Here is a 26,801-nt window from a genome sequence, read left to right on the forward strand (position 1 = left end):
CCGCAAGCCCATCGTGGCCACAGCGGAAGTCGATGGGCCGCGTCGCGATGTAAATCTTCAGATCGGCACCGGCCGCGATCATCGTGACGCTCGCATCGCGCGGATCACCCGGCACAGCTGCTCGCCATCTATGGCGGGGTCCGTCCGCAGCACGACATCGCCAATCGCGATCTCAAGCTTGATCGCCGGAACCTGAGGCTCTTCCAACACGCTTTCCACGACCAGCGGCGCGAATGTCGACTGCGACGCCTCGCACGGCGCCAACATGCCTCGCTGTCGAAAGCGTCGTCGCCAATCGTAAATCTGCCAGCGCGTCGCTCCGTGCTTGCGCGCCACCTCGGACACCTGGGCACCGGGTAGCAGACTCTCGGCGACGATCCGGGCTCTCTCAGCCTCCGAACGCACCCGGCGCCCCGACGGTCCATCAAGCACCTCCAGCCGGCTCACCCGCCCTCCCGATGAGCCGTCCAAATGGACGTCCTTTTTGCTGTCCAATCCCATCCAAACCTCCGTTCCAAGCCGGAGGCTTCTTCGCACATTCGTTCTAACTTCGAAGCAAGGGTATCGGCTTCGCGCTTACGTCATTCGTAGCTGGGCCGCTGGCCAAGACTTCGGCATCGACACCACGCTCACTTTCGGGGACTGGCATCAAGCCGCAGTGAAAGTCGTGGAGATGGTCAATGCTTTGGAAGGTTTGGACCCTCCCGAGCCGGATCCCGACCTTGAGGCGATTCGCATCACAGAGACACGGCTTGGAAACCGCCAGATGGTGCGTCCGGTCGAAGCCGGGCAACTGTCCAGCAATGAGTTTGAGCGGCTAATCGGGAATGGCCCAGAATACCTGCTGATCTCGTCCGCGACGTTTTCCGGGGCATTCGGCGACAGGCAATGGATAGCCGCATTGGAATCCTACGACGACGGATCGAAGGGAACGCTTGGAGGCGCGGCTTTTCCGACCAGCGATTTGGAATTTTTGCTCAGAGAACGACGAGACAGGATACGGGGCGGTCGAGAAGTCAGGACCATTTCGACAATCCTGGTGGGTGTTGAGACACCAAAGGATATGGCTGAGCATTTGAGGCATTTTGCCAAACTCGTCGGGGACGCTGGCGGGCCCTCGTCTGAAGGCTCTGATGGTTGGAACCAGTTGTTGTTCTACCTCGCCGGCAGCTATGTCGAACTTATTCGGGTTGTCGAAAGGGCGTGGGATCACATGGCGTTCATCGCGGTCCCACTGTCTTTCAATGCAACCGGCGCCCTTGGAGTAGGGGCCGCTCCGGGAGTCCAGCAGCCGTTTGATCTGGTCTTGCATCTGGTCCATTGCCGGGGTGGCGGCCGGGAAACACGAATGTGCCGCATTCTCAATCCGATAGCTTCCGGTTATGCGATGCGCATCGAGGATGAAATCGTCACGCAAGGCAAGGGCACCCGGATATTGCCGGACCAACTCGATGAAAATTTTTACGCCTACGCGGCACGTATCGTCGGCCTGGTGACCGCGCTGTGGCCAGAATATTGAAGGGAGCAATACGCCATGTCCGTCGGCCAGTTGGAATTCACCAATGAAAGCTCTTGCGCAGACTATCTTCTCAGAGGAATGCCGCAGGACTTGATCCCCGACGACATTGCCTCTGCATTCGCACACGACCTTGCTGCGCGCTTCAAACAACCGACATCCCCGGCCCCTGGTGGCGGGTTCTCCATCATCGTTGAAAGATGGATCATCCGGGACGATGACCTGAAAGCCTTTGAAGAGTTGGTTAGGGCAACGACAGCCGCCGCGGGGGCGAGTTTCTTCCTTGATCATACCAAAATGGCTGCAGCCGTGGTTGGCATCGCAGTCGCCGTGTTCTCGATCATTCGGAACGCGATTAGATCAGGCGCCGTTCTTGCAAGTGACGAGATAGCCGTGGTCTGGAAGTTGAGCAGCGCTCGGCCGCTGTGGCCCACCGCTGCTGATTTGGCGGCAGCCTTGAAGGACCGCACCCGTGCCGATGGATCGGCCTGGACCGAAGAGGCTGTCCGGCAGGTGCTGGAACGACTCCAAACTTATCCCACGACGTCTGGCCTGAAACAATTTGCGGCAAAGGACGCTGCCGGGGGATGGGGCCTGGAGGGTGTCTGATGCCCCAAGATTCGCGGTGCGAGAAGCGACCTTCGACAGAGAGAGAGAGAGAGAGAGACGAAGTTATCGAACGGTCTTTGATTTGGTGCTGTGACCTTCACGCTCCAGGATCAAACGAACCGGCACGCTCAACGTGTTGAGAGCCCGACCATCGATGTCAAAGTCGACAAAAATCTCCTCATCGTTCCCGGTCGGCACGGACACCTGCGTTTCGGCTCGAACGGTGGTGTCGGCATCGCCGGCCGTATTCTCGATGATCGCATTGACGGTGCCACTGGTATCGGTGACGGTCACCGTCAACTTCGAACCGCTCTTCAGTGACTCTTTGGTGCCGGTCAATGCCGCGCGGCCGGCGAGCGTCACAGGTAGTTCGCGCGACACGCGGGCCACAAGTTTGAGACGTGTTTCATCGGTGGTTTGATCGACGACGTCGAGCGAAAGGCTCGTTAGCAACTCGACTTCACTCGCTTGAAAATAGTGCTCGAGCACGTCGCGAATATACCTCTCTCGCTTCTCTCCGACTTGATCGCTTGGAGGGATTTTGTCCCCCTCGAGTTGATGCTTGGGGTCTTCAAGCGCAGCAATCGCATACGCGGCCGCCCATCTCACGGATTTCTCGTCGTCGAACAGCGCGTCGACAAACGCCTTCTGCATTGCCCGGACACGCTTGCGCACAGAGCGATCAGGAGCTTTCGCGCGGCGGGCGGCAAAAGCTTTCGCTAGCATGATTCCGATCGCCGCCAGCCTGCCAGCGGAATCTGCCTCCTCGAGGTCAACGAACGCCTGCATAAGTCCACGCTCCAACTCGCCGGCAGGATCCATCTTACCGAGGTTCTCGGTTAGGGCCACCGGCTTTCCGCGCTGTGGCAGAGATTCAACTGATTCGGTATTAACGTCGGGTGTCAGGAAGGCGCCCGGTAGAGGGGCTGCCTTCGGACGCGGCTTTTTGACCGCATCCCGGACATTGACCCACCCGTCGCGGCCCGGAACGGCGCCTCGAACATAGATAACCTCATGCGCCACATCCGTTCCTACGACTTCCAAATTCTGTATGGTTGCTTTTTCGTTTCCCATTTGCCCCGGCATCTTCTTGTTTTTGAAGGTTTTTCCGGGATCTTGACGTCCCCCCGTTGAACCGATGGAGCGGTGAGAAATCGACACGCCATGGGTGGCCCGCAGCCCCCCAAAACCATGCCGTTTCATTCCGCCCGCAAAGCCTTTGCCAACCGTGGTGCCCCGCACATCCACGCACTGCCCCACGACGAAGTGATCCGCTGTGATGACAGAGCCGATAGGAAGCAGGTGCTCGTTTGGCACGCGAAATTCGACCACTTCGCGGGCTGGCAAGACTTTGGCGGCAGCGAAAATTCCCCGCTCGGCCCTAGTCAGATTGGCAACCTTGATGTCGCCGGCGCCCAGTTGCAGAGCGGTGTATCCGTTCCTTTCTTTCGTCATGTGACCAACGACGCGGCAGCCGGACAGGCAAAGAATGGTAACCGGGACCATATTTCCCTGCTCGTCGAATATCCTGGTCATGCCCATCTTGCGTGCAATCACACCCGTCCGACGCTCATCCTGGCGGTGAGCAGGGCCGGCTTCCCGAAGTGCGGCCTCAGCCATGTGACACCTCGAGTTCGACATCAGGATCCAGATGATCCCAGACATCTCCGAACGCAGTCCAAAAGAGCGCCGTCGGATTCTGTTGCAGTTGGAGAATTCTGCGACGCGCGAACAACAGTGCTGCCGCAACGCTTGCGCCCTGGGTAAGACGCAGGAACAGTTGTTCGGAAATTTGCTCCGAGACGATCGGATCAACCTTACCCATAGACGCAACAACGGCTGTCGCTCCGTTGTGATGCATCCGTTCTGCAAGGGACGCCGGTGACACCGCCTCACAATAAGCTGAGTTATCGACGTCGAACATGACGAGCACGTGATCCTGCCCGCGAAGTCTCAAGGCAACGGAGTTCTGAAAAGTCTGGTCGTACGCACTGCGTATTCTCATATCGATTTCATGCGGAATCGATGGAGCGCGAAACCAGCCACAACAAAACAAAAAGGCGTCTTTGATCCGAAATAAGAAGGCAGAAAGATCGAGCGGCCCGCTCGGCAAGGAGAGCGGATCAAGGACATCCGGGTTGGGATTGCTTCGCGACATGAACCAGGTGCGCGCAAGTGGTCGCGCAGGCGTGTATTTCTGGTCGTCGTAAATCGCGCCAAGCTCCATTTTCCAAATTGGAAGCGTCGCTGTGGCTTTCGGCACGAAGTCGCCGGCACCAAATGAGGGCTTCGCTCCCGGCGATATCCGCGCCAGAAGATGTTTCTGTCCCAAAAATCCGATCGGGTTCACTGGCTGACCGACCGGATCCAGATAGACGAATTCCCAAGGCAAACGGAGTGGCGAATTGCGGATACTGACTGCGCCGTCAGGAGCGCCGTTCTCCGGCAAGTTAAGGAGCTTCTTGAATTCATCATGTCGAGAAGACGGCACCAAGGCCGAGAATAACTCGTATCCCTTCTCGGCTATTGGCGTAAGAAGTGCGTCGCGCTGCGCCGGATTCAGTTGACTGAAACCCCTCTCTTCGAAGTGCGGGGCCATCGCGAGGTCGACGACCTCCTTAGCTAGTTGGGTGATGACGTCCAGCCGTTGAGGCGAATCGAAGGTCTTGCTCGGCTTCTTCCAAACGTCCACGATCACCTTGACGTTTTTTCGATAGACCCTGGTGCGGATACAGACGGGCCATCCGCCCGAACGCACGAACTGATTGATGTTCTTGGTCATGGGACTCTTGACAGATGACTGCGAATGACAATTGGCGACGAATAGGCCATGGCAAACTCGATATCGACGATGCCCGCCCCAGCTCGCGGCGTTTCAATATGGAATAGTGCTTCCTCGCCGATCGAGCGATCCAGCCGAGTTGGCGTTATCCGACAGCTTGAACTGAACACCCTCAGTTCGTAGCGACCTTCCTTAAGCCCTGCCTTACCTCCGACGCCGAGGCTGACTGCAATCTCAGCGTCGAGGCCGGTCGACAGTTCGAACTCATAACGAGAAGGCTGCATTGCGCGTAGGCTGACGAAGGGTTTGACTCTTCGCGATGGCGCTCCCCTGATCCATTCGCAGACTTGCGCAGACGGAATCGATGGAAGATCCAATTCTTCGCGGACAACGGAATGCGGCTGCGAGCGGGGAAACTCAAGGTCGGCCATCGTGAGGCGCTGCGCGATAATCGGGAATACACGATAGCCAGCTCGATAGGATGAGTGTGCCTTGTTGGGCTGCGAAGAGAGACCGAAGAGATCCGGTTGGTCCGTATTGGTCACACGGTCATGCCGCGGCCGCTGCGCCATCCGCCGCAATCCCGCGAAGCTCTTGGCCCAATGGTCGTAGGCGCTGTTGTTTTCGCTTCCGAGCGCGTCTATTCGCTCAAGTTCGAGAAGCGCCAGCAGGAGCGGATCAGCGTCGTTTGCTACCTCTGCAAGCGCTGCCCTGCTTCGCTCTTCCCGGACCTCTGGAAGGCCTTTCGTGGCGCTGTGCCGGAGAGACGCAATAAGCCGATGAAGACGCGTGCTCGACAACGCCGGAGTACCGGAGATTATTCCGCTTTCGCCGAGGAAAATGCCGATCACGTCCCGTGACGGTTCACGGAGGATTGCTCCGCGCTCCTCCGCTAACGCATGAGACAATGACCGCATCGCGTGCGCGGGGTCGACTCCGACAGGGCCAAATGCTCGAAAGCCTGAAATGGTGGGGTCGCTCAACAAGATGAGGTCAGCCGGTCCGATGGCTGTCCGCCCGTCACTTCCATCAACAAAAGCGTGTTGACGCGAGCGCATCCGCTCAGCGATTAGCCCCGCCTGCCTGGCCTCACAGGCCATAAGCCAGACATGCGGGACCGAACGACGATAACCAAGGTCAATCGGCAGATCCAACTGCACCGCGCAGGGCTCCGAAGCGAATTCGCCGGCGAATCGTGGCACCGTTGCCGGCGCGATCGAAGGCGCTTGATGACGATCTCCACAACTTATTGGGGTGGATTTCAGCATCTATACCCTCACATCCCCCGGCACCCGCACTTCGCTCGATATCGAGGTCCGGCTTTTCGCCTCTTCATTCGAGAAACCGTCGTAATCAGCGAGATTTCCAAACGAGAGACTGGTGAGTTGCTCGATAGCGCGGACACTGCGTTGGTAGGTCTTGAATGCACCGAAGACCGCCTCGAGATCCTTCAATTCCTGAATCTGATCGATGGTGTATGCGGTCGAAGACGGTCGACCACTATCGGACACGAACGAGATTACCTTCCAGAATGCGGTCGGGATTTTGACTTCTCTGTATGTACGATCGCGGTCGCGAAAAATTGGTCCGCTAAACACATTAACCTTGGCTTCTTGAACGCGTGCGTTTTTGAGGATGTAGTTTTCAAGGCTGAGCCAGGTCTGCTGGTTGAAATGCGCGGTCTGCGGTGTGCAGTTCGTGAAGTGAAACGTGTCATCGTTCGCTATTCCCGCGATCTCCTCGTCCCCCCAGTTTGGATCCTCCCTCCTCACGAGATGGCCACGGTCCAGAATATTGTCGACGTAAAGATCCTCGCCAATCTGCGCTTCGTCAGGGATTCTCCCGTCGAGGAACCACTTGTCAGGCGGCTGTCGAACCACCTTGACTTGATTGGCGCCATCGATGTTGACGCCAGCAAACATCGGCATACGTCTGGACGCCGACATGACCACGGAGAAATGCTGGTAATCGAGTTGATTACCCTCAGCGCTGTCGATCTTTAGGACATCGCTCTTGCGATGGCCAAGTGGAACGGGAAGCGGCACGTCGAACCCCAGGAAATCGCTGCTAAAGCCTTTGCGACCCGCAAACCGCTCAGGCGGCGAACGCCTGGGTCGCCGGACTGCCTCTAGCGATCCAGCCCCCTCGGGAAGTGAGCCACTGGGCAAGAGATATTCGAGATCGGCGAGCAATGGTCTTGTGGCCAAGTCCACTTTCATTTCTGCTTCCTCCTTCCGCCCGGCACGGCGCCGACAACTCCATTCAACAGCAGTTCGTCGTAGAGATCGAACAGTCGCGCGACATTATGGACGCGTTCTAGCGCCGAACTTGAGTCCAGCGCCTCAAGCATCTTTCCCAGCAATCCGGCGACGTCCAAAACTTCAATGAGCCGTTGCAGAAGGAAATCGGCTTGTCTGGCTTTTTGCAATTCAATGATCAAACGCGCCGGCTCAAGTTCGACAGGCCAGATTGTGGCGCGAGACTGCATATATTCCAGAGCCGATTGGAAATTGTCAGGCTCGTATCTTGCTGCGTCAATCAACGCTGCGCGAGCAGGCGCATACAGTTCGTTCGTGCGTCCCCGCACAAGCCAACGCATCTCGCGATCGTCGCCAGAGAGCACAACCCGCGCGGCTTCGCGTCTGCTGACCACCTTTTCAAACTGCAGATAATTGACTTGCTTGCTTCGGCGGAGGCCCTCAAGTTCGCGTGCGATTGCGGGATTGACCGGCACCGGAGGGCGACCGTCACGCTCGCTGCTATCTTTGCGTAAAATCTGACTGTAAGCCGCAGGAAGATCGACCGTCTTTGGCACTATCGTCAGGCCGAGTGCCATTAAACGCATGACGTCTGGCTCTAGTCGCTCCCGCACGACGTCCAGCCTGCGTACGCGTCCTCGACTTGCCCATGTCTGCCCGCCGGTCGCGACGGTCGCCACCGCAGCCAGAATCAATCCGCCGAAGCGACGCAATTCCCTCAGTTCGTCCAACATCCAACTTGCGATGACGTCGTCAGAACGGTCAACGCCAAGGTTCGCCAGAGCCCACTTCCATATCCAATGCCCTGTGAGCCATCCGGGGGGCGAAGGATCAAGTTCATCGATCCCCTCGATATTCAGAAGCTTTGTACGCGCGAGGCGCTGGATTCCGAAAAAGTCGGCTTGATTGAACAAATCTCCCACGCGCGACTCGAGATCACGATCCTGTAGTACGCTCCACAAGGATTTGCGCGTGGACGACGTCGAACTGGCGATTTGCTCCTCATCATCGTCCTGTTCCCTGGCTACGGGAACTCGTGAAGCGTGAACGACGCCTGACTTTGCCTTCCTTGCTCTTACGTCGCTCCTGACCTTCCTACGCTCGGGTTCAGGTAGAGCAGCCGCTTGATCTTCCGTGAGATTACCCTGGACCAAGAGGGAAGCGGCCACAATCGGCATAGCATGCGCATCTTCACCAGCAAGACGTCCAACAGCCAGGCGGAGTGCATCGTCGTTCTCAAGCATCTCCGTTTGTCCCAGAAACGCGCGGTAGTAAGCTTCGTTGTGCCGATTTTTAGGGTTGTTGGGGTCCTGCCTTGAAAACCAATCAGCAGCGCGCGCATGAACTTCTGCGACGATTTCCCTCAGGGGGCGGCCATCCCCCTCGCCCTCTCGGGTCTCGTCTCCGCGAAGCATGGGCAGCATAATCCTGCGAAGGTTCTTGACGTGTGCCACTTCTTCCGGCCCGACATACTCGACGAGCCACACCTCCCTCGCCAACGCCAAGAACAAATCCTTCGCCTGTTCTTGGCTGATACGCCCCAGGCCACAAGGCTCAGCTAATACTTCTCGGATAAGCGCCGGCGTAACACTGCGCAGGGCCAGCCCCGGATGCGCCAAACTCCGTATCTCGTTTGCCTTCACCTCTCTTTCGCCGCCGCCGTCGACGGCAATCTTGTGATCTTTAATGCGATCGATGAAGCGGGAATAAAGCACGGAGATCGCCGACTTTGACCCATAGAATTCCGGCCCTCCAAAGTCCGCGATCAAATCATCAATCTCTTCACCCGAGCGACCGCGTACGTAGAGGATCAGGATCAAAAGAAGGAGCGGAAACCACTCGACGTCATCAATCTCCGATATTTTTCTGATCCGCCGATTAGACAAGATCCTGGCATCGTCGCGGCGGTTCTGAAGGAATTCGGCGGCCTCACTCGGAGAGAACCCCCCGATCTCGATGTTGGCTCCGAACCACGCGGCGAGCCGATCCTTTTCGTTCGGAAATGGCGCCGCCCGGCCAGCCACAATTGCCCGGACGCTCGCGAACGGCGGCTGACCATTTGGCCCAGCCAGCGACTTTATCGAATCGATCCAACTGAGGAGCAGCCCGAACGGGGTGAGTTCGAGCATTTCGTCATGCTCGCCAACGGTGACACCCTCTGGTCGCCGCATATCACACTGAACCAGAACCTCTTCAAAGGTATCGACGACGATGACGAGATGATAAGGTTTCCTTCTCTCGGATATTATCTTCGTCAGACCGAGCATTGCATTCCCGACAGCTTTAATTTCGCCGTCTGGGCCGCGGGCTTCCCGAGCCATTTCGCGACGCAGTGTATCCATCTGAGCGTCAAGTTCGGCGCGCGCCCGACCGATCTGACGCGTAAGTTCGGCGGTCCACTCCCGCTCAAGACCCAGCGAAAGATTGGGCTCGTCGAAATCTAGGAGAACCGTGATCGGACCGCTCCAATCATCCTTACGGAGAGACTTGACGGTCTCCGCGATGAGGGCCGACTTCCCGCTGCCTCCGATGCCTGTGACAAGTACTGGTCTCAACCAGGGCAGCTTGCCGGGATCCGTCACCGGCTCCTTGAGCTTGGTGAGCGGCGTAACAATCTCGCCCGCCAGCGCGTACTTTCGCAGAGCGGCAAGCTCCGCCCTTCGACCTACCAATTTTGGTGCCACATGATCGAGGCGCTTCTTCTCATCTATGCGACCGAGTACCCATCTTGGGTCATCGCGCCCAGCCGGACTTTGCTTTCCAGTGGCGTGGTTGACGAAATCCTGCGCGACAGCGATCTCAAGCAATTCAGGAGGATCGATCTTCTCGTAACTCGCTGAAGGTTGATCCTTGAGCAGCCTGATCAGATGCTGCGCGAAACGATCGCCTGGAAGCGGCTTGGCGTTCTTCAGCAATTGACGAAAGTCACCCCTCGCTATTGCGCGAGGCAGTTCTCGGTGCCTTGCATGCGCCGATAGGCGCCATAGCGTCTTGGCCCCAACGATCACTTCATCGATATCATTGGCAAGCGCATTCAGAACACTCTCTTCCGTCTTCTCGTCCAGGTCGCTATCCAGAATATCAAACGGATCAAATGCGCCAATGATCGCCGCTCGTGCCCTGGCGAGATCGATACGCTCTTGTGCCTGGGAAGGTTCATCTCGAGAACTCATACGGTAGTCCTCCGAGGAAACGACGGCTCGAAGAATTCGTTGATAACGCGGCCGACCGTGACACTACGCGCGGGCTTCTCGTCACGCTCGGCAATCGCCACAGCGATGTTGGCGAAACTCGTCAAAGCGTCATCTGAGACTGGGATTCCCTCCAGCCTTTTGGCGACCCAGTTCTTGATGTCCAGTTTGCCGAGATGGTCCTTCAGTTCGTCAACCTTTTTGGGCCCGACCTTCTGAAGGGCGGGCATATCCGGGTCGGAGAGCCCAATAAGAACCAATCGCAGGTTTTGCCGTGCCGCAATTTCCGGATAAAGCGCATCGAAAAACGAACGCGTTGAGCCTTCCGTCAGGGGATGCTTATCCAACTCATCGATCACAACCCACAGTTTTTGACGGCTCGCCATCTGGTCGAGGATATCACCGACTTTGGCGGCAAGTTTCTTGATCCTATCATTGAGATCCGTTGATTGACTGTCTTCGCCAAGCTGCTTCTCTGTTGGAAGTTTTGCTGAAAGGCCAGGAGAAATAGCCTCAAGCAACGAGGCTGCGGTATGGTACGCACTTTCTTTAACATTCTCGGCGCCCACGCGCGCGACCCGATCGACCGCAAAGTTGAGAGAATCCATCAAAATTTCGGTCGAGAATGTTTTTCCGATTTGTGAAGGCGGCTTGTTCTGAAAGTCATATCCAATCTGGACGACGAGTATCTTGCTGACTCCGGCACGAGCGGATGCTACGGCTTCTTGCAGCTTGACACGCCCTATGAGCGCTCTGCCGTTCGATAAGTGGCAGCGACTCGACTTGAAATCACCTATGCGAGCCCTGATAGCGTCGCCCGCGCGAGCGACGATGACCGAGAGAGGGATTGCAACGTTAATTTTGCTTTCGCGCGCAGTCTCCCCGTTAGTCACGATTATTTCGAGACCCGCCTGGTGTATGGCCACGGGCTCCATCTCGTAATTGAGACAAAGTCCTCCGGATGAGCCGGAGATTGTGCTGGCGTCGTGAAGAACGCGGCATGAACTGCCGGCAACAGCCGCGAAATCCGCCTTTGCTAGCTCGGAGACGTCGTAGGTACCCACCGTCATTCGCATCGGAAAATTGCCCGGATGCTGAAGAACAACGACGCTGCCAATCGGCTTTTCGACCTCTTTCGAAGTGATGTCGTAGTAGAGCCGATCCAGGCCCGCATAGGCATCAAGTTCGATAACAGCGAAATCTAGATATTGATCCAGATCCTGTTGCTCGGTCGGCCAGGCGAGCCGCCTATGTTCGTCTTCATCTATCTCGTGCTCTGGCGCCGCCGCACGACTTCCGGCGACGAGCCAATTGTCGGTGACGCCACACGATGCATCCTCGCCGTTTGTCGCCGCACGCGAGAGGAAATCGAACTCGACCCGCAATTTGCTACGTGATCCGTCGTTCTCCTTGCCAGGGTGATCGAGCCTCGGATCTCCAGGAACCTGATGTAACAAGGACTGGACGACGTGCCAGCAGGTTAGGACCAGCCTCGGCCCAATCAGGAAGCCGGTCCCCGCCTCATCATCGCCCACGCGGATCTTGCAAGTATTCCGCTGAGCTCGCATGAGCCCACACATCACCTGATCGGGCTTCTGAAATTTCTTATCGGACATCACCTTCTGGTAGGTGGCCTCGATCATTCTGCGACTGGTTAGATCCCGCGCCGCAAGTGCTGCAATAATTGTCTTGGCCGGAATCTCCTTGTTCTTGCGCTTTTCCGGCGCGTACAAAAGTTGGTCGCCGCTCGTCTCAATGAGCATTCCGAGAAAGCCGCGCTTCTGCGCCTCTTCAAACGCAGCCTCGTAGTCAGCGGCGTCCTGTTGAGGACCTGCGGGTAACGGCCGGCCTTTTTGGCGGCGCTGGGCCAAGGGATAAAAGAGCAATGCGCCGCTGTGTTCAGCAACCTGGTCGTAACATTGCTTGAAAACGGCTCGCGTTGCCTTGACTCTCGCCGCGAGTGCGGCCGGTTTGACGGAAATCTCAGATGACTTCGTCATTCGCTAAACCCAGTTCAGTCGCTCAACCAAATCGGGCGGCATTTTCTCCGAGGCGCGCACGGCTGATAAGGCGTGGGCGAAGTTTGCGGTGAGCGTCCGCCCTGCGAAGTGCAGCCCCGTGACCGGGAAGTCGGCGTCGAAACTTGACACCATCGACCCGGAATTACCGGCGAGCGTCGTGCAATCGTGCGTGAAGACCCACGCCGCCGTATCGCTCGGCACGGTACCGACCGTCATGTCGATGCGACCCGGCGCCAGATATTTGCGCCCGTAATCGAGGCCGAAGATCTCGCTAAGCCGCTTGGCAATCGCCATACTGGCCTCATGCGTAGTCGGATCCTCGATGGCAGCCATGTCGGGCCGGGCAGGATAACCTACAACGATCACGTCCTTCGTCTTCGGCTTCTTCGTGCTCTTCGACAGAGACATCCGAGACGGAAACTTTGTCTTTGCTGCATTTGACGTTTCAACCTCAAAAATTGCGAGATCGAGGTGCGCGAAGTTGACGGCATCCGAAATCGGATCCGCGCCCGCGTAGATGAGCGATTTAATCTCGAAACGCTTCTCATCGCCTTCGCCGCGATCGTCGAAGTTGATCGTGACGTCGTCTTGGAGAATCCACTTATTCCCGACCTGATCCGCGACGGCCTCGGCGACATGGCGGTTGGTCATGATCAAGCCGTCCCCCACGACAAAGCCGGTGCCGACATGATCGCCATCGATGTCAATCCGGCCGACCGCGCCCGCCATCTCCTTCAATTGATCGGGTTCAATGGCAAAGTCGCCCTCCCAGTCACTGCCTTTCAGCGAATTCTGATCGAAGACACCGTCGGTGATCTTGATCGCGGGGCGCCCCTTCATCATCACTAGGGCCTCGAGATTGGCGATATCAGCGCTACCTCGGATACCGGAGCCGTTGTTATTGGCGAGGTCCCACAAGATCCTGTCGGCGTTGTCGATAAGATTGCGCCGCGCGGCCGCACTTTCCGGCGATACTCCCAGCTTGGCATTAATCGAAGCGAGCACGCTCTCAGCGTGCTGCATGATCTCGACCCGCCCGTCTTTGGTCAGATATGCTTTCGCAGCTGAGACAGAGAATTCGTTTTTGCCGCGTCGCTTGCCGAGCAATTTCAGTCGGTTCCGAGCAACTGGCAACGGGAGTTCGATGGGACGAATCAGTTCCGGCCCGGAGCGGGCGCGCAGAAGCACGCGACTCAGGACAGGCGGCGCAGAGGCCGCAACCACAGGGGAAGGCTTGGGACGAATGCGGGATTCAACTAATCCCGCTTTCTTGGGGTCTGTTCTGCGGCGCTCATCGGCAGCAAGGAATGACGCCTCTGCGCCAAATCGCGCCCAGTCGAACCCCTGATAATTTTGGCGAGTTTCGGCAAGTTTGAAGATTTCCTCGATATCGCGATCGCCCTCATCAAGACCGGCCGGAGCAACGCCCTCTATGGCGCCAGACGAAAGCTGGATGTCTGACAGGGGGAGCCGGAGCAATGCGTGCGCATCAATTATGCCGGCACCATTGAGACGCCTTTGCCACCCATCCGGGGTTCGCACGGTGGCCTTAAGCGCTGCGCGGAAAAGCTCTTGAACACTGATAGAGCGCTTTTTGGCTTCCGCACGAATGTTGTCGCGAGTGAAATGCGATATCCAGGTTGCTGCAACGCCCGCGGTCAACGCCGTCGCAAATGACGTACCCTGTCCACCTGCAACAATTCCCTTGCCGTCGTCGCCAGGCGTTCGTCGCGCGACGAAGACATTCTCGGCGGGAGCAGAGATATCGACGCGCGAACCCCGACTGGTGCCCTTCCAGGGCTTATCGCCAATATCGGTCCCTCCTAGCGAAATCACGTTACGGTCCGACGCGGGATAGACCACAAAGCCCACGCAGTTGCCCGATGCCGCCAACACGATGCAGTCGGCCGCCACAGCCTGCCTTACCGCCGCGGCAATCGACGGACTATAGATGCCGCCGAGGCTCATCGAAATCACGTCGGCTTTGATCGAGACGGCATGAAGGATTGCCCGCGCAACGGGCGCGCCGTCGAATATTTTGACATCCTCGATGCAGCGGATCGGTACTAATTGGGCCAGCGGCGCAGAACCCGTCATGGATCCCTGCGCTCGGCTTACTACCGTGCTCGATGTCGCAGTGCCGTGTCCCGGATTTGCCGTGCCCTCACGCAGCGGATCGGTCGGATCGTTTCCGCCTTCTAGAATGTTTGCAGCCTTATCCAAAGCAAGCGAACCCGCTTCCAGTTCAGCGTGTTGCGCGACGCCCGTGTCTGGCTGCGCGACAATCACGCCCTCGCCGCGACCATTTGGCAGCGACCATGCCTCGACGGCTCCGATCTTGTTCAAGGCCCAACGCGTATCCGTTGGCACGGCAGCGTCGGACCAGCAGAACGCATTTGTAATGACGGATTCCGGAACATCGTCGTGCAACAACCGAGCGTCTGGCTCGGCGTACACCGTCGATCCGATGTCTGGTACGCAAGAAACAAGGCCGAGTTCGTCGACCAGATAAGACGCAACAGCGAACAGCCGAGGCGGCGCGATGGTTCTGCGGACGCCCGGAAACTGGAGAACAACGAACTCGGGCGCCTTCGCAGCAAGCGGTTCAAGCGTAAACGATTCGGCGCCCAACAATGTGACAAGCTTGGTTTTCAGGTCGTCGGGATTAGCACCGGGTGGCAGTTCAAGCGTGAAGCGAACAATACCCGGCGGCATTCCCGCTACGGTGCCCTCCGCGGCCCCGGCGATGAGACGCAACAGTTCGAGTTCGAACCCCGAACCACCCAGATTCGAGTTTCCCATACCGATCCCCGCAAAAAGATGCGTCGGGCCGCGCGAGGGCCCGGCAAAATGCCGTGCACTAGAAAATTAAGCAACTATGAATTGAACACCCTCTTGTTCGCTTTGTCTAGGCTGATTGCGCAGTCATTGAACGCATGTACGGTCGCGAAGTCTGAGCATATGCGACCAACGCCGGTCGACGGCTCAGCGGCCGAGTTTGCTCACTCTGTTCGGCGTGAAGCTACGAGTTCCGGACACGCTTTTTCTGCTGAGCTCTTTTGGCAGCCCGACCTCGTAGCGCGGCAACTTCTGGATCTCGCGCCGTGCCGTCTGGGGCCAGAGATCGCCGTAAGCGCGCGCCTCGTTGGCCGGAGCATGGCCCTGGATGATGTTCTGGATACGCTCGTCCATTCCGGCGTCCATGGCGGCGCTGGAGAAACGATGTCGCCAACCGTGGTTGGGTTGCACGCCCTTCGGAATGCCCAGTTTGCGAATCCATTCGGCCAACCGCTCGCCGACCTTTTGCCAATGCGGATTGGCGTCTGTGCCGCCCCGGCTGCGCGCAGGGTCATAGAACAGAGGCCGGCTGCCGTGCGACTTCACATAGTCCCAAAGCCCCTGCTCGATCAGGTGATCGTGGATTGGCACGATCCGGTATTCATCAGTCTTGGTATTCTCCGCCCTGATACGAAACACCTTGATACCGGCCAGGGTGCGGACATCGTCGGGAAGCAGCGAGGTGATCTCGTTGACGCGCGCGCCGGTGTAAGCGCAGATCCACGGAATCCATCGGCGCGCGGCTGCCGTCTCCCGGGTCATCTTGGCCGGCGGCTTGGCAAGGGTTGCCTTCAGAATGGTGGTGGCTTCGGCGAGGGTAAATCCCTTCTCGCGCGTTCGCGCCTTCTTCTTGACCCGCACCTTGATGCTGGCCGCCGGATTGGTCTTGATCCAGTCCTGCCCGAGCGCGTATTCGAGCGTCGCTTTCGCTGCGGCGATATAGCCGTCCCGGACACTGCGCGAACTCAGTCCTTGCGCCAGCAACTCGTTCTTCCAGTCGATCATCTTGGTCCGCGTCACAGCCGACAGATCGTCGCGGCCGACATGGACGACGAGGCGATCAATGATCGGTCCCCATTTCTTCACGGTCCGCGTGCCGAGTTCGGCTTCCTTGGCGTAGGCCTTGAACGCCGCGATGATCGAGGTGACCTGAGGTTTGGCAGCGCTTTGCCATTCGGGAAACCGCGCCGCCTGGGGATCGGGCGAATAGTCGTCATTGGCGTTGCGCAGCAGATGCTCCTCAGCCTGGGTGCTGGCTTTGGCGATGGCGAGCGCGACACGGTCAAAGCTGTCCTTGTCGAGCACCAATCCTTCGCGCGTGAGGAAGCGGCCAACCAGAGTTCGACGGGTCGGCCACGGCCGCGGCGCGCGCCTCACCTCCATCTCGCCCTGGCGCCATTGCCGCTCCCAGCGCCGCGCCGGCCCCGGGTTCTCCTCGTGGCGCGCCACCATCTCGCGGTAGAACTTGCCGGCCAGCGCGATCGCATCCTTCTGGCTCAGCGACCTCGGTCCTTCCTTCAATCCGCTCCAGCGCCGCCGCACTTCGGCGGCCTTGAGCGCATGGCGGATCTTGGCCTCCTCCGGATCGCGGGTCTGCAGCACTTCTCTTCGCGCTTGTTGACGAGCGGCCGCAATTTGAGCGGCACGGCCATGCGAAACCAGAAAATGCCAGAGTCGGGATGCGGCCAGGGGCTCGCCATTTTGAGGACCATGCGTTGTACCAACCTTTTGTACCAACGGCCGGTAACGAAAGCCCTTATTTTCCCGAAGGATTCAATTAATCAGGCACTTAGGGAGATGCTTGGCGGAGAGGGAGGGATTCGAACCCCCGATAGGCTTGCACCTATGCCGCATTTCGAGTGCGGTGCATTCAACCACTCTGCCACCTCTCCTGAAGGCGCCATAGTAGGAGCAGGGCCCCTGTGGTTGGGGGCGTTAATAGGCGAGGATGGCTGGCCAGACAAGGCGCGAAAGGGGAAAATCCGCTGCCTCTTTCAGCCCCGCACCAGCTCAATTCTTGTTTGACGCGTTTTCTCGACGCGCACCGGGGCCCACTTCGCTTGAAAACGCTCTTGTCCCGGGAGGAACTGCCATGGAGCACCTGACGATCTCCGCCAATGGCGCCAACTTCCATCTGGTGCGCGCCGGGACGGGCAAACCGCTGCTTTTGCTGCATGGTTGGCCGGAATTCTGGCTGACCTGGGAGCCGGTGATCTCAAGGCTTTCGGACCGTTTCACGCTGATCGCGCCCGATCTGCGCGGCTTTGGCGACAGCGACAAGCCTGACGGGGTTTTTGGGCCGGACGGCCATGCGGCCGACATGCTGGCCGTGATGGACGGGCTCGGCATCGCGCGATTTGGCGTGGTCGGCCATGATGTCGGCGGCGCGGTGATGCAGCAGCTCGGCCGCCAGGCGCCGGAGCGGCTGGCCGGGCTGTTCCTGTTCGATTTCGTCTATCCCGGCATCGGGCCGCGGATGGCGGCGCCCGATAGGCTCAACCAGATCTGGTATCAATCTTTCCACCAGATGGAGATGGCACCGCGGCTCGTCGGCGCGAGCCGGGAGAGCTGCCGGCTCTATATCGCGCACTTCCTCAAAAATTGGGCCCATCGCAAGGACGCGTTCGACGACGTGCTCGACAGCTTCGGCGACAATTTCTTCAAGGCGGGCAATCTCGCCGGCGGCTTTGCGCATTATCGGGCGTCGCATGCCGGCCGCATCGCGATGATGAAGGGCGAAGCGCCGCAGCTGCCGCCGATCGACGTGCCGACCTGCGTGCGCTGGGCCGAGCACGATCCGCTGTTTCCCTATGAATGGACCGACCGGCTGGGAGAGACGTTTGCCGAGCTCGATCTGGCGATGTTTCCGGGCGTCGGACACTTTCCGCATCGCGAGGACCCGGATCGCGCGGCAGCGGAAATCGCGGGGTTTTTTCGGCGGATCGGGTGGAGCTGAAGGGCGGGGGCAGCTGGAGCGGGGGCTGGTCGAACGGGCGATCGCATACGGCATTTTGTACGAGCTGAGTGCGCGCCTCGTCCTTCGAGACGACCGCTTCGCGGTCTCCTCAGGATGAGGCTAAGCGGCATCGGTGCCCGTTGAAACTGCTACCTCACACCTGGTCCTCATCCTGAGGGCCCGCCAACGGCGGGCGTCTCGAAGGATGGCCACTGGGAAATCGTTCGGGCGCGAGTCCGGTCCGATCCGATCATGCTCAAAGAGAACGGGTGGGACCGCCAGACGCGGTAAACACTGGCGGTCCCGTGCCGCTCATCGAAATGCTGGCCAGGAAGGGCGGCTTCGCAGGCCTGCGTGAGGCGACGATTCGACCCTAGCGTGCAGCGGCTCCGCCGCAACGCAATCCGTCCCTTAACCTAACCAGTCAAGGTTACTCCTTGTCGGCCTTCTGGCCGTTCTTGTTGTTTTGCTTGGCCTTTTTCTTGCCGTTCTCGGTAGTATCCCGGTCCTTGTCCTTGCCGTTGCCGCCATCCTTGTGGCGGTTGGTAAAGCGCGCATTGCCAAGGCCGGTACCGATGGTGAGCACACCCCAGCGATCGACGTCCTGCATGAACGGCACCTCCGAGAGACCCTGAACCACGCCGTCATTGTGCATCAGGATCGCGGTGTCGTGCTCGCCGATCTGCGGAATGGCTTCGATCAAGCTCGCCGGCAGGTTGAACTTGCTGCTCTCCCAATTGCCCGGCAGGTTCTGCGCGCCCTTCTCGATCGAGCCGTCCGGGTTGATCACGCCGGGACAGGCGATGCCGATGAAGGGCGCGAGCTTGAAGCCGTCTGCCTCGGCCTCGGTGATCAGCCCCTTCAGCATTTTCGCGAGCCGCTTCACCGCGCCTTCGCGCGTCGGCTCGTCGTCGGCATGACGCCACAGCTCGGACTTCACGACCTTGGCCTTCGACAGGTCCCTGGCCTTCTTCCAGCCGGTCTCCACCAGACCGCAGCGGATGTTGGTGCCGCCGATATCGACCGCGAGGATGCTGTCATGCGCCTCGAGAATCCAGGATGGCGCCAGATGCAGCGCGCCGATCATGCCGGCCTCATCGGGATGGGCGCGGATCGGCATCACGTCGATCTTGAAATCCTCGGATTTCAGGATGATTTCCGTGCGCGCGATCGCGAGCTCGCCGAGCCGGGAGTCGCGAAAACCGCCGCCGACCACGATGCGCTCGGTCCTGGCCCAGGCCTTGGTCTTGAGGAAGCGCCGCGTGACATAGGCGAGCTCCTGGGCGAATTCCTCGATCGCGCTGTGCACGATCGCAGACGCCTCGGTGTCGTCGCCGACCAGGATCGCATCCAGGGTCTTCTTGCTGATCTGGTCCGAGGGCTCGTCGCCGAAGGGATCTTCGCCGGATTTGCGCAGCGGCTTGCGCCAGCGGTCGAGCATCTCCCGGAACGCGCCCTTGCTGGCGCGGTCGCCGAGGAAGCCGTCCTCGTCCTTCAGTTCGACGTTGAGGCTGTCGATGTCGACCGACGGCAGCCGGACCGCGCCGTGCTGCGCGATGCCCGTGGTCGCGACCAATTCGTCCGTTGCCATGGAAAGCCCTTGCCCGTGTCCGAATTCGCGGAGACAACGGCGCGGGAACCCGTTGGTTGCAGGGCCGGCGGCAGATTCGGACGGGCGATGGATTGGCACCAAATCCTTCCAATCCTGGGCCTTTTCGCCTGCTTTTCCTTGACTCTCCTGGGATGGCGGCTATAAGTCCCACAACCGGCGCGGGGCGTTTCTCGCGCCGCCTGTTTTTGCGCGGGTTTTCAAAGGGATAACTCCCGCCCGCACAAAACGCGCATAAACCCATAGCGACTGACAAAAAGCCGGCCCCGACAAGATGTCGCGAGGCCGGGATTGAACACGAAGGAAAACAACGATGTTCGCAGTCATCAAAACCGGCGGCCGGCAGTACCGCGTCGTTCCGGATGATGTCCTGGAAGTAGGCAAGATCGAAGGCGAAGTCGGCACGATCGTGCAGCTGAGCGAAGTTCTTATGGTCGGCGGCGACACGCCGGTGCTGGGTCTGCCCACGGTGGCCGGTGCGACGGTGGCCGTCGAGGTGCTCGACCACAAGCGCGGGCCGAAGGTCATCGCGTTCAAGAAGCGCCGCCGCAAGAATTCGCGCCGCAAGCGTGGCTACCGCGACGAGATCACGGTTCTCCGCATCTCCGAGATCCTGACGGACGGCGCCAAGCCCACCAAGGGCCCGCGTCCGAAGCGGGAAAAGGTGGCGAAGGAAGCCGACAAGGAAGCCGACGCCGCATAAAATCGATCACGCCAATTCACGAATTGATGCGTGAGAGATTTTGAAATGATTCCGTCAAGGAATTGACCTAGACATACGCAGGATTTCGGAGACGAGCCATGGCTCACAAAAAAGCAGGCGGTTCATCGCGCAACGGTCGCGATTCCAAGGGTAAGCGCCTCGGCGTCAAGGTGTTCGGCGGGGAGCACGTGATTCCCGGCAACATCATCGCGCGTCAGCGCGGCACCACCTGGCATCCAGGCCTTAATGTCGGCATGGGCACGGACCACACCCTGTTCGCCAAGATCGAGGGTCGCGTTGAATTCCAGGCCAAAGCCAACGGCCGCACCTTCGTAGCGGTACTCCCGCTCGCAGAGGCTGCTGAATAGACGGTGGATCTCATTTGGAGTCCGCCGGGTCCTTGACCGAACCGGCGGAGCTCCAGAGATCATAGAGATCGAAGGCTCCGGGGGGAGGCAGGGAAACCGGCCTCCCCCTTTTCGTTTGACGAGCTCACTTTTCACTTAGTGACTTTGACGGAGCCGGACATGTTGCAGGATTTCTCGAGCGTGACCTTGCGGGAGGCGAGACCTGGTGTCGTCGCCACCGAACGGCTGACCTTGCGGCGGCCGACACTCGCCGACGTCAGGACCATCGCCCGCCTCGCCAACGACCGCCGCGTTGCGGAAAACACCCGCCGCCTTCCGCATCCCTATTCGCAGGACGACGCCGTCGCATTCGTCCGCGCCACCGCCGCGCTCGGCAGCGAGACCGTGTTCCTGATCGAATACGACACCACGCCGGTCGGCATGGTCGGTATCGACCGCTCCACGCCCGACAATGCCGAGCTCGGCTACTGGCTCGGCGTCGAGCATTGGGGCCGGGGCTTTGCCACCGAGGCCGCGCGCGGCGCCATCGACTTCTTCTTCGAGGAGTTCGAGGACGATCAGCTCTATTCGGGTGCGCGCGTCACCAACCCGGCCTCGCGCAACGTGCTGGAGAAGTGCGGCTTCCAGTGGAGCGGCGTGCAATTGCACCGCTTCCTGGCGCTGGGCTCGTCGACGCCGGTCGACTGCTTCCGCCTCTCGCGCGGGGTGTGGTCGTCGCTGAAGAGCTGGAGCAGCGCGCGGCGGATGAGGTAGGCGGGGCGCTGCGTCACTCTCCCTGTCGTCCCGGGGCGCGACGAAGTCGCGAGCCCGGGACCCATAATCCCAGGAAGGAGTGTAAGGCGACGCTCCCACTCCGAGTCATCGCAAAACTGCTTCCTGTGGGTATGGGTCCCGGATCTGCGCTTCGCTTGTCCGGGACGACATCGTGGTTTACGCCGGCGGAGTAACATCTCCGCCGGCGCGGCCGAGATCGCGCTCACGCAGATAGATGTAGAAGCCAGCGCCGATGATGATCGCGGCGCCGACGATGGTGGCGACTGACGGGACGTCGCCGAACACGACGAAGCCGAAGATCACCGCCCAGACGATCATCGAATATTGGTAGGGCACCACCACGCTCGCCGGCGCGAGCTTCAGCGAGCGGTTGACGCAGAACAGTGCGGTGACCGATATGCATCCGGCCAGCGCGAAGAACACGAGGCTGCCCGGCGTCGGCGGCACCCAGTGGAAGGCCGACAGCACCGCGCCCAGCGAAAATGTCCCGATGAACTGCGAGGACGCCATCACGATGTCGGGCGTCTTGCGCAGGCTGCGGGTGATCAGCATCAGGGTTGCAAACGACAGGCTGCCGCCGAGCGCGATCAGCGCGGGCAGGCTCACGGTCTGCGCCGACGGCCGCAGCGCAATCAGCACGCCGCAAAAGCCGATCAGGATCGCGGTCCAGCGCCGCCAGCCGACCTTCTCGCCCAGAAAGATCGCCGACATCGCGGTGACGAAGATGGGGCCGGCAAGATAATAGGTGATGACGTCGGCGAGCGGCAGATAGACGGTGGCGAGGAAGAACGCCGCGACCTCCAGCGTCGACAGCACCACGCGAAACAGCTGCAGGCGCGGCCGCTCCAGCTGCAGGAACTGATGACGCTGCCGCCAGATCAGCGGCGACAGCAGCAGCAGCGCCGCGCAGGCGCGCAGGAACAGCAGCTGCCCCACCGAATACGTCCCGACCAGGAACTTGCCCATGGCGTCGCCGAACGAGAACATGAAGATCGACAGCACCATGAGGGCGATGCCTGCGAGGCGCGCCGAGCGGTCGTCATAGGCGGAGAGATTCTTGAAGAAGGGCATTGACGAGTTTGCTTCGAGAACTCGGGGGAGAGAGCATCGGGAATCGGCAAGTGGTGTCGCTTGGGGCTGTTTTAATGACGTGGGCGACGGGGACAAGCCCGCCACCTCAAATTGAACAGATTGTCGCGCTCCCTGATCCGCCGCCGGCCGGTTGGTTAAGCACGGGGCGAAAATCGCCGAAATTCGGCCGATTTGCGGGTAACTCCGGGTTGCCGCGCGGGACCGGCTGGCCTACCTATGGCCCATGAAATTCCTCGACGAAGCAAAGGTCTATATCCGCTCCGGTGACGGCGGCAACGGCTGCGTGGCGTTCCGCCGCGAGAAGTTCATCGAATTCGGCGGCCCGTCGGGCGGCAATGGCGGCCGCGGCGGCAGTGTCATCCTCGAAGTCGCCGACGGCCTCAACACGCTGATCGATTACCGCTACCAGCAGCATTTCAAGGCCCAGAAGGGCGAGAACGGCGCAGGCTCTGACCGCCACGGCGCCAACGGCAAGGCGATCGTGCTCAGGGTTCCCATGGGCACGCAGATCTTCGACGAAGATCGCGAGACGCTGATCCACGACTTCACCAATCTCGGCGAGAAATTCGTGCTCGCCGAGGGCGGCAATGGCGGCTTCGGCAACGCGCATTTCAAGTCCTCGACCAACCGCGCGCCGCGCAACGCCAATCCCGGCCAGCCCGGCGAAGAGCGCTGGATCTGGCTGCGGCTGAAGCTGATCGCCGATGCCGGTCTGGTCGGCATGCCCAATGCCGGCAAGTCGACCTTCCTCTCCAAGGTCAGCGCAGCCAAGCCGAAGATCGCCGACTATCCCTTCACCACGCTGCATCCGCAGCTTGGCGTCGTGAACGCCGACGGCCGCGAATTCGTGCTCGCCGACATTCCCGGCCTGATCGAAGGCGCGCACGAAGGCACCGGCCTCGGCGACCGCTTCCTCGGCCACGTCGAGCGCTGCCGCGTGCTGCTGCATCTGATCGACGCCACCTGCGAGCATGCCGGCAAGGCCTACAAGACGGTGCGCAAGGAGCTCGACGCCTATGGCGGGCTGCTCACCGACAAGATCGAGATCGTCGCGCTGAACAAGATCGACGCGGTCGAGCCGGACGAGCTGAAGAAGCAGAAGGAACGGCTGAAGCGCGCCGCCAAGAAGACGCCGCTGCTGCTCTCAGGGATCACCGGCGACGGTGTCAAGGAAGCGCTCCGCGCACTCGTCGATGTGATCGGCGAGGCCCCGGTGTCGGCCAAGGCGAAGAGCGCGGCCGAAGCGGAGCCGTGGTCGGCGTAAGGGCCGCCCGCTTGTCTTCGCTAGCGCGATAGCGCAGCATCGAACAATCAAGAAACGACCGGGGCTGACGCATGCCGCGCGCAAAAAACGTTCTCTGGATCATGTGCGACCAGCTTCGCTATGATTATCTCGGCTGCACCGGCCACCCCGCGCTGAAAACGCCGAACATCGACGCCTTGGCCAAGCGTGGCGTGTTGTTCAGCAAAGCCTATGTGCAGTCGCCGATCTGCGGCCCGTCGCGAATGTCGTTCTACACCGGCCGCTACATGCGCTCGCACGGCTCGCACTGGAACGGCTGGCCGCTGCGCGTCGGTGAGCCCACGCTCGGCGATCACCTCAAGAAAATCGGCGTGCGCAACGTGCTGGTCGGCAAGACTCACATGGCACCCGACCTCGAAGGCATGAAGGCGCTCGGCATCCCGCCGGAATCGATGATCGGCGTGCACGTCGCCGAGTGCGGCTTCGAGCCTTATGAGCGTGACGACGGCCTGCACCCGACGGGCCGGCCAAGGCCGAAATACGACGAGTATCTGCGCAGCCAAGGTTTTGAAGCCACCAACCCGTGGGAGCATTGGGCCAATTCAGGCGCAGCGGAAGACGGCTCGTTGCAGAACGGCTGGCTGCTGGTGCACGCCGACAAGGCCGCGCGCGTGCCGGACGAGCATTCCGAGACGCCCTACATGACGCGCCGCGCGATGGACTTCATCGGCGAGGCCGAGACCGACGGCCGGCCGTGGTGCCTGCATCTGTCCTACATCAAGCCGCACTGGCCCTACATCGCGCCAGAGCCTTACGCGAGCATGTATTCGGCTGATGACATGATCCCCGCGATCCGCTCCGAGCGCGAGCGGCAAAATCCGCATCCGGTGTTCGGCGCCTACATGGACATGCGCTACTCCCGCAACATGGCGCGCGACGATGCCCGCGAGAAGGTGATCCCGACCTATATGGGCCTGATTACCCAGATCGACGACCAGATGGGCGTGCTGATGAAGTTCCTGGAGGAACGCGGCCTCACGGAAACAACCATGATCGTGTTCACCTCCGATCACGGCGACTATCTCGGCGATCACTGGATGGGCGAGAAGGATCTGTTCCACGAGCAGTCGGCAAAGATCCCGCTGATCATCATCGACCCATCGAAGGAGGCCGACGCCACGCGCGGCACACGCTGCGATGCGCTGGTGGAGGGCATCGATCTCGCGCCGACTTTCGTCGATTATTTCGGCGGCAAGGTGCCGGGACACATCCTCGAAGGACGTTCGCTGCTGCCGCTGCTGCGCGGCCCGACGCCGTCCGACTGGCGCAAGGTGGCGTTCTCCGAATATGACTACGCCATGCAGGATGTGCGGCTGAAGCTGAACCAGCCGATCGAGCGCTGCCGGCTGTTCATGGTGTTCGACGGCCGCTGGAAATACATCCACGCCTCCGGCTTCCGCCCGATGCTGTACGACCTCGAAACCGATCCGGACGAGTTCTTGGATCGCGGCGACGATCCGGAGTGTGCCGGCGTCATCGCGCGGTTACAGGCCGAGCTGTTCGACTGGGCGCTGCATCCCAACGACCACATCACCACGCCGCGCGAGAAGATCGCGAACTATGCCGACAGCCAGCTCCAGATGAAGGGCGGGATTCTGATCGGCGTCTGGGATGAGGCCGAGCTTGCGTCGATCAAGGACGGCATCGCACAGCGCGCGAAGTTATAAGTGAGGGAGCAAAGCTCTCTCAACTCGTCATGGCCGGGCTTGACCCGGCCATCCACGCGTAGCCGAGCCTGACGCAAGACGTGGATGCCCGGGACAAGCCCGGGCATGACGACGGAGTGTTTGGCACGAGCCGAGCCTAATTCTCGATCTTGTACCCCGTCGCCTTCACGATCGGCTGCCAGAACGCCGTGTTCGCTGCGAGCTCCCGGGTCAGTCCATCCGCGGTGCTGCCGACCGGGATCAGGCCGATCGCCGTCAGTTTCTCCCTCACCTCGGGCTTGGCGAGCGCGGCGCTTGCGGCCGCGCCGAGCTTGCTCGCAAACTCCGGCGGACTGCCGGCGGGGAGCCACATGCCGTACCAGGCATCCGCAACGAGATCGATGCCGCTCGCCTTCAGCGTCGGAACCTCGGGCGCGAACGGCGACCGCTCCGCGCTCGAGACCGCAATGATGGTCACGCCCTTGGCGCGATGCTGCGGCAGCGCATCCGCCAGCGTGGTGATCCCAAACGAAATGTGGCCGCCGATGATGTCGTTGAGGATCGGCGCGCTGCCACGATACGGCACGCGCGTCAGCGGAATGCCGAGATCCTTCTCGAGCTTGGAGCCCATGAAATGCGGAATGGTGCCGTTGCTCGGCACCCCGAACGACGTCTTGTCGGGATGTGCCTTCAGCCACGCGACGAATCCCTTGAAATCCGAGGCATCGATCCCCGGACCGATCACGACGGCGAACTCGAACCGCGCAAGCAGGGAGACCGGCATGAAATCCTTCGCCGTATCGAAGCTCGGTGCCGTCTCCACCATCGGCAGCAGGTACATGGTCGGCCCCGTCGTCACCAGCACCATGCTGCCGTCGGGGCTTGCACCTTTCACCGCCTTGATACCGATCAGACCGTCACCGCCGGTACGGTTCTCGACCACGATGGTCCGTTGCAGCACCGGCGCCATCTCCTGCGCGATCAGCCGACACAGCGTGTCGCCGCCCGCCCCCGCCGCGAACGGGAAGATGACCTTGCTCAGCCCGGCCTGCGCTTTTGCCCCAACCACCTGCGACAGCAGCGGCAACCCGAGACATCCGGCCATGAATTTGCGGCGATCCATTGGTTTCCTCGT

Annotated in this window: 19 protein-coding genes, 1 tRNA gene and 1 pseudogene; 8 read left to right on the forward strand and 13 right to left on the reverse strand. The window is 60.3% G+C overall.

The features are described 5' to 3' along the window. Positions 1–78: 78 nt before the first annotated feature. Complete coding sequence (tnpA, locus tag ABID58_RS00005; RefSeq protein ID WP_354031091.1) at positions 79–501, reverse strand: IS66-like element accessory protein TnpA; 423 nt, start codon at positions 499–501, stop codon at positions 79–81. Here tnpA and ABID58_RS00010 point away from each other — a divergent pair. Next, positions 485–1,519: a hypothetical protein gene (locus ABID58_RS00010; protein WP_354031092.1), complete on the forward strand. Its 1,035-nt coding sequence runs from the start codon at positions 485–487 to the stop codon at positions 1,517–1,519. The genes tnpA and ABID58_RS00010 overlap by 17 nt on opposite strands. 15 nt (positions 1,520–1,534) lie before the next feature. Next, positions 1,535–2,125 carry a hypothetical protein gene (locus ABID58_RS00015; protein ID WP_354031093.1) on the forward strand — a complete coding sequence of 197 codons (591 nt, stop codon included), beginning with the start codon at positions 1,535–1,537 and terminating at the stop codon, positions 2,123–2,125. A 906-nt stretch (positions 2,126–3,031) separates the two neighbouring features. Here ABID58_RS00015 and rplC read toward each other — a convergent pair. From rplC to ABID58_RS00060, 9 genes and pseudogenes are all read right to left on the reverse strand, one after another. Further along, positions 3,032–3,745 (reverse strand): annotated as a pseudogene (rplC, locus tag ABID58_RS00020) (50S ribosomal protein L3); the annotation flags it as partial. Then, positions 3,738–4,907, reverse strand: coding sequence for a hypothetical protein (locus ABID58_RS00025; RefSeq protein ID WP_354031094.1), 1,170 nt, complete (start codon positions 4,905–4,907; stop codon positions 3,738–3,740). The pseudogene rplC and the gene ABID58_RS00025, both read right to left, overlap by 8 nt. Further along, positions 4,904–6,175 (reverse strand): hypothetical protein, encoded by a 1,272-nt coding sequence (locus ABID58_RS00030; RefSeq protein ID WP_354031095.1) that lies wholly within the window; start codon positions 6,173–6,175, stop codon positions 4,904–4,906. The genes ABID58_RS00025 and ABID58_RS00030 overlap by 4 nt, the downstream gene beginning before the upstream one ends. Continuing rightward, positions 6,176–7,126 (reverse strand): DNA/RNA non-specific endonuclease, encoded by a 951-nt coding sequence (locus ABID58_RS00035; protein WP_354031096.1) that lies wholly within the window; start codon positions 7,124–7,126, stop codon positions 6,176–6,178. It lies immediately after the preceding gene. Beyond that, a complete protein-coding gene (locus tag ABID58_RS00040) occupies positions 7,123–10,338 on the reverse strand; it encodes an ATP-binding protein (protein WP_354031097.1) in 3,216 nt (1,071 codons plus the stop codon). The genes ABID58_RS00035 and ABID58_RS00040 overlap by 4 nt, the downstream gene beginning before the upstream one ends. Continuing rightward, positions 10,335–12,356: a trypsin-like serine peptidase gene (locus tag ABID58_RS00045; RefSeq protein WP_354031098.1), complete on the reverse strand. Its 2,022-nt coding sequence runs from the start codon at positions 12,354–12,356 to the stop codon at positions 10,335–10,337. Before ABID58_RS00045 ends, ABID58_RS00040 begins: the two co-directional genes overlap by 4 nt. 3 nt (positions 12,357–12,359) lie before the next feature. Then, positions 12,360–15,179, reverse strand: a complete 2,820-nt coding sequence (locus ABID58_RS00050; protein ID WP_354031099.1) for a S8 family serine peptidase — start codon at positions 15,177–15,179, stop codon at positions 12,360–12,362. Positions 15,180–15,362: 183 nt separating this feature from the next. Beyond that, complete coding sequence (locus ABID58_RS00055; RefSeq protein ID WP_354031100.1) at positions 15,363–16,817, reverse strand: tyrosine-type recombinase/integrase; 1,455 nt, start codon at positions 16,815–16,817, stop codon at positions 15,363–15,365. A 200-nt stretch (positions 16,818–17,017) separates the two neighbouring features. Further along, positions 17,018–17,107 (reverse strand) — tRNA-Ser (locus tag ABID58_RS00060). Between the two features lie 200 nt (positions 17,108–17,307). Here ABID58_RS00060 and ABID58_RS00065 point away from each other — a divergent pair. After that, positions 17,308–18,171 (forward strand): alpha/beta fold hydrolase, encoded by an 864-nt coding sequence (locus ABID58_RS00065; RefSeq protein ID WP_354031101.1) that lies wholly within the window; start codon positions 17,308–17,310, stop codon positions 18,169–18,171. A gap of 430 nt (positions 18,172–18,601) precedes the next feature. On the opposite strand, the gene ABID58_RS00070 is transcribed toward ABID58_RS00065, so the two are convergent. Beyond that, the gene (locus ABID58_RS00070; RefSeq protein WP_354031102.1) at positions 18,602–19,762 is read right to left on the reverse strand and encodes an ROK family protein; all 1,161 of its coding nucleotides are present in this window, start codon (positions 19,760–19,762) and stop codon (positions 18,602–18,604) included. A 331-nt stretch (positions 19,763–20,093) separates the two neighbouring features. On the opposite strand from ABID58_RS00070, the gene rplU reads away from it, so the two are divergent. The 3 genes from rplU to ABID58_RS00085 all read left to right on the forward strand — a co-directional run bounded on the left by rplU (position 20,094) and on the right by ABID58_RS00085 (position 21,604). Next, on the forward strand, positions 20,094–20,483 hold the full coding sequence (rplU, locus tag ABID58_RS00075; RefSeq protein WP_148755153.1) for a 50S ribosomal protein L21: 390 nt from the start codon (positions 20,094–20,096) through the stop codon (positions 20,481–20,483). A gap of 98 nt (positions 20,484–20,581) precedes the next feature. Beyond that, positions 20,582–20,851: a 50S ribosomal protein L27 gene (gene rpmA / locus ABID58_RS00080; protein WP_128962840.1), complete on the forward strand. Its 270-nt coding sequence runs from the start codon at positions 20,582–20,584 to the stop codon at positions 20,849–20,851. Between the two features lie 159 nt (positions 20,852–21,010). Then, complete coding sequence (locus tag ABID58_RS00085; RefSeq protein WP_354031103.1) at positions 21,011–21,604, forward strand: GNAT family N-acetyltransferase; 594 nt, start codon at positions 21,011–21,013, stop codon at positions 21,602–21,604. Between the two features lie 177 nt (positions 21,605–21,781). Here the strand turns inward: ABID58_RS00085 and ABID58_RS00090 are convergent, their stop codons facing one another. Further along, positions 21,782–22,696 carry a DMT family transporter gene (locus tag ABID58_RS00090; protein ID WP_354031104.1) on the reverse strand — a complete coding sequence of 305 codons (915 nt, stop codon included), beginning with the start codon at positions 22,694–22,696 and terminating at the stop codon, positions 21,782–21,784. Between the two features lie 244 nt (positions 22,697–22,940). On the opposite strand from ABID58_RS00090, the gene obgE reads away from it, so the two are divergent. Both obgE and ABID58_RS00100 read left to right on the forward strand, forming a co-directional pair. Next, the gene (gene obgE / locus ABID58_RS00095; RefSeq protein ID WP_148755150.1) at positions 22,941–23,981 is read left to right on the forward strand and encodes a GTPase ObgE; all 1,041 of its coding nucleotides are present in this window, start codon (positions 22,941–22,943) and stop codon (positions 23,979–23,981) included. Between the two features lie 71 nt (positions 23,982–24,052). Then, positions 24,053–25,687, forward strand: a complete 1,635-nt coding sequence (locus tag ABID58_RS00100) for an alkaline phosphatase family protein (RefSeq protein ID WP_354031105.1) — start codon at positions 24,053–24,055, stop codon at positions 25,685–25,687. A 136-nt stretch (positions 25,688–25,823) separates the two neighbouring features. Here ABID58_RS00100 and ABID58_RS00105 read toward each other — a convergent pair whose 3' ends face one another. Beyond that, positions 25,824–26,789 (reverse strand): Bug family tripartite tricarboxylate transporter substrate binding protein, encoded by a 966-nt coding sequence (locus tag ABID58_RS00105; protein WP_354031106.1) that lies wholly within the window; start codon positions 26,787–26,789, stop codon positions 25,824–25,826. Positions 26,790–26,801 lie beyond the last annotated feature (12 nt).

The sequence above is a fragment of the Bradyrhizobium sp. S3.2.6 genome, assembly GCF_040546885.1.
Taxonomy (GTDB): Bacteria; Pseudomonadota; Alphaproteobacteria; order Rhizobiales; family Xanthobacteraceae; genus Bradyrhizobium; species Bradyrhizobium cytisi.

Excerpts from the sequence above, each read along its gene's own strand:
- tnpA (WP_354031091.1), bottom strand. The coding sequence starts at position 501 with ATGGGATTGGACAGCAAAAAGGACGTCCATTTGGACGGCTCATCGGGA.
- ABID58_RS00015 (WP_354031093.1), top strand. The coding sequence starts at position 1,535 with ATGTCCGTCGGCCAGTTGGAATTCACCAATGAAAGCTCTTGCGCAGAC.
- ABID58_RS00025 (WP_354031094.1), bottom strand. The coding sequence starts at position 4,907 with ATGACCAAGAACATCAATCAGTTCGTGCGTTCGGGCGGATGGCCCGTC.
- ABID58_RS00030 (WP_354031095.1), bottom strand. The coding sequence starts at position 6,175 with ATGCTGAAATCCACCCCAATAAGTTGTGGAGATCGTCATCAAGCGCCT.
- ABID58_RS00035 (WP_354031096.1), bottom strand. The coding sequence starts at position 7,126 with ATGAAAGTGGACTTGGCCACAAGACCATTGCTCGCCGATCTCGAATAT.
- ABID58_RS00040 (WP_354031097.1), bottom strand. The coding sequence starts at position 10,338 with ATGAGTTCTCGAGATGAACCTTCCCAGGCACAAGAGCGTATCGATCTC.
- ABID58_RS00045 (WP_354031098.1), bottom strand. The coding sequence starts at position 12,356 with ATGACGAAGTCATCTGAGATTTCCGTCAAACCGGCCGCACTCGCGGCG.
- ABID58_RS00050 (WP_354031099.1), bottom strand. The coding sequence starts at position 15,179 with ATGGGAAACTCGAATCTGGGTGGTTCGGGGTTCGAACTCGAACTGTTG.
- ABID58_RS00065 (WP_354031101.1), top strand. The coding sequence starts at position 17,308 with ATGGAGCACCTGACGATCTCCGCCAATGGCGCCAACTTCCATCTGGTG.
- ABID58_RS00070 (WP_354031102.1), bottom strand. The coding sequence starts at position 19,762 with ATGGCAACGGACGAATTGGTCGCGACCACGGGCATCGCGCAGCACGGC.
- rplU (WP_148755153.1), top strand. The coding sequence starts at position 20,094 with ATGTTCGCAGTCATCAAAACCGGCGGCCGGCAGTACCGCGTCGTTCCG.
- rpmA (WP_128962840.1), top strand. The coding sequence starts at position 20,582 with ATGGCTCACAAAAAAGCAGGCGGTTCATCGCGCAACGGTCGCGATTCC.
- ABID58_RS00085 (WP_354031103.1), top strand. The coding sequence starts at position 21,011 with ATGTTGCAGGATTTCTCGAGCGTGACCTTGCGGGAGGCGAGACCTGGT.
- ABID58_RS00090 (WP_354031104.1), bottom strand. The coding sequence starts at position 22,696 with ATGCCCTTCTTCAAGAATCTCTCCGCCTATGACGACCGCTCGGCGCGC.
- obgE (WP_148755150.1), top strand. The coding sequence starts at position 22,941 with ATGAAATTCCTCGACGAAGCAAAGGTCTATATCCGCTCCGGTGACGGC.
- ABID58_RS00100 (WP_354031105.1), top strand. The coding sequence starts at position 24,053 with ATGCCGCGCGCAAAAAACGTTCTCTGGATCATGTGCGACCAGCTTCGC.
- ABID58_RS00105 (WP_354031106.1), bottom strand. The coding sequence starts at position 26,789 with ATGGATCGCCGCAAATTCATGGCCGGATGTCTCGGGTTGCCGCTGCTG.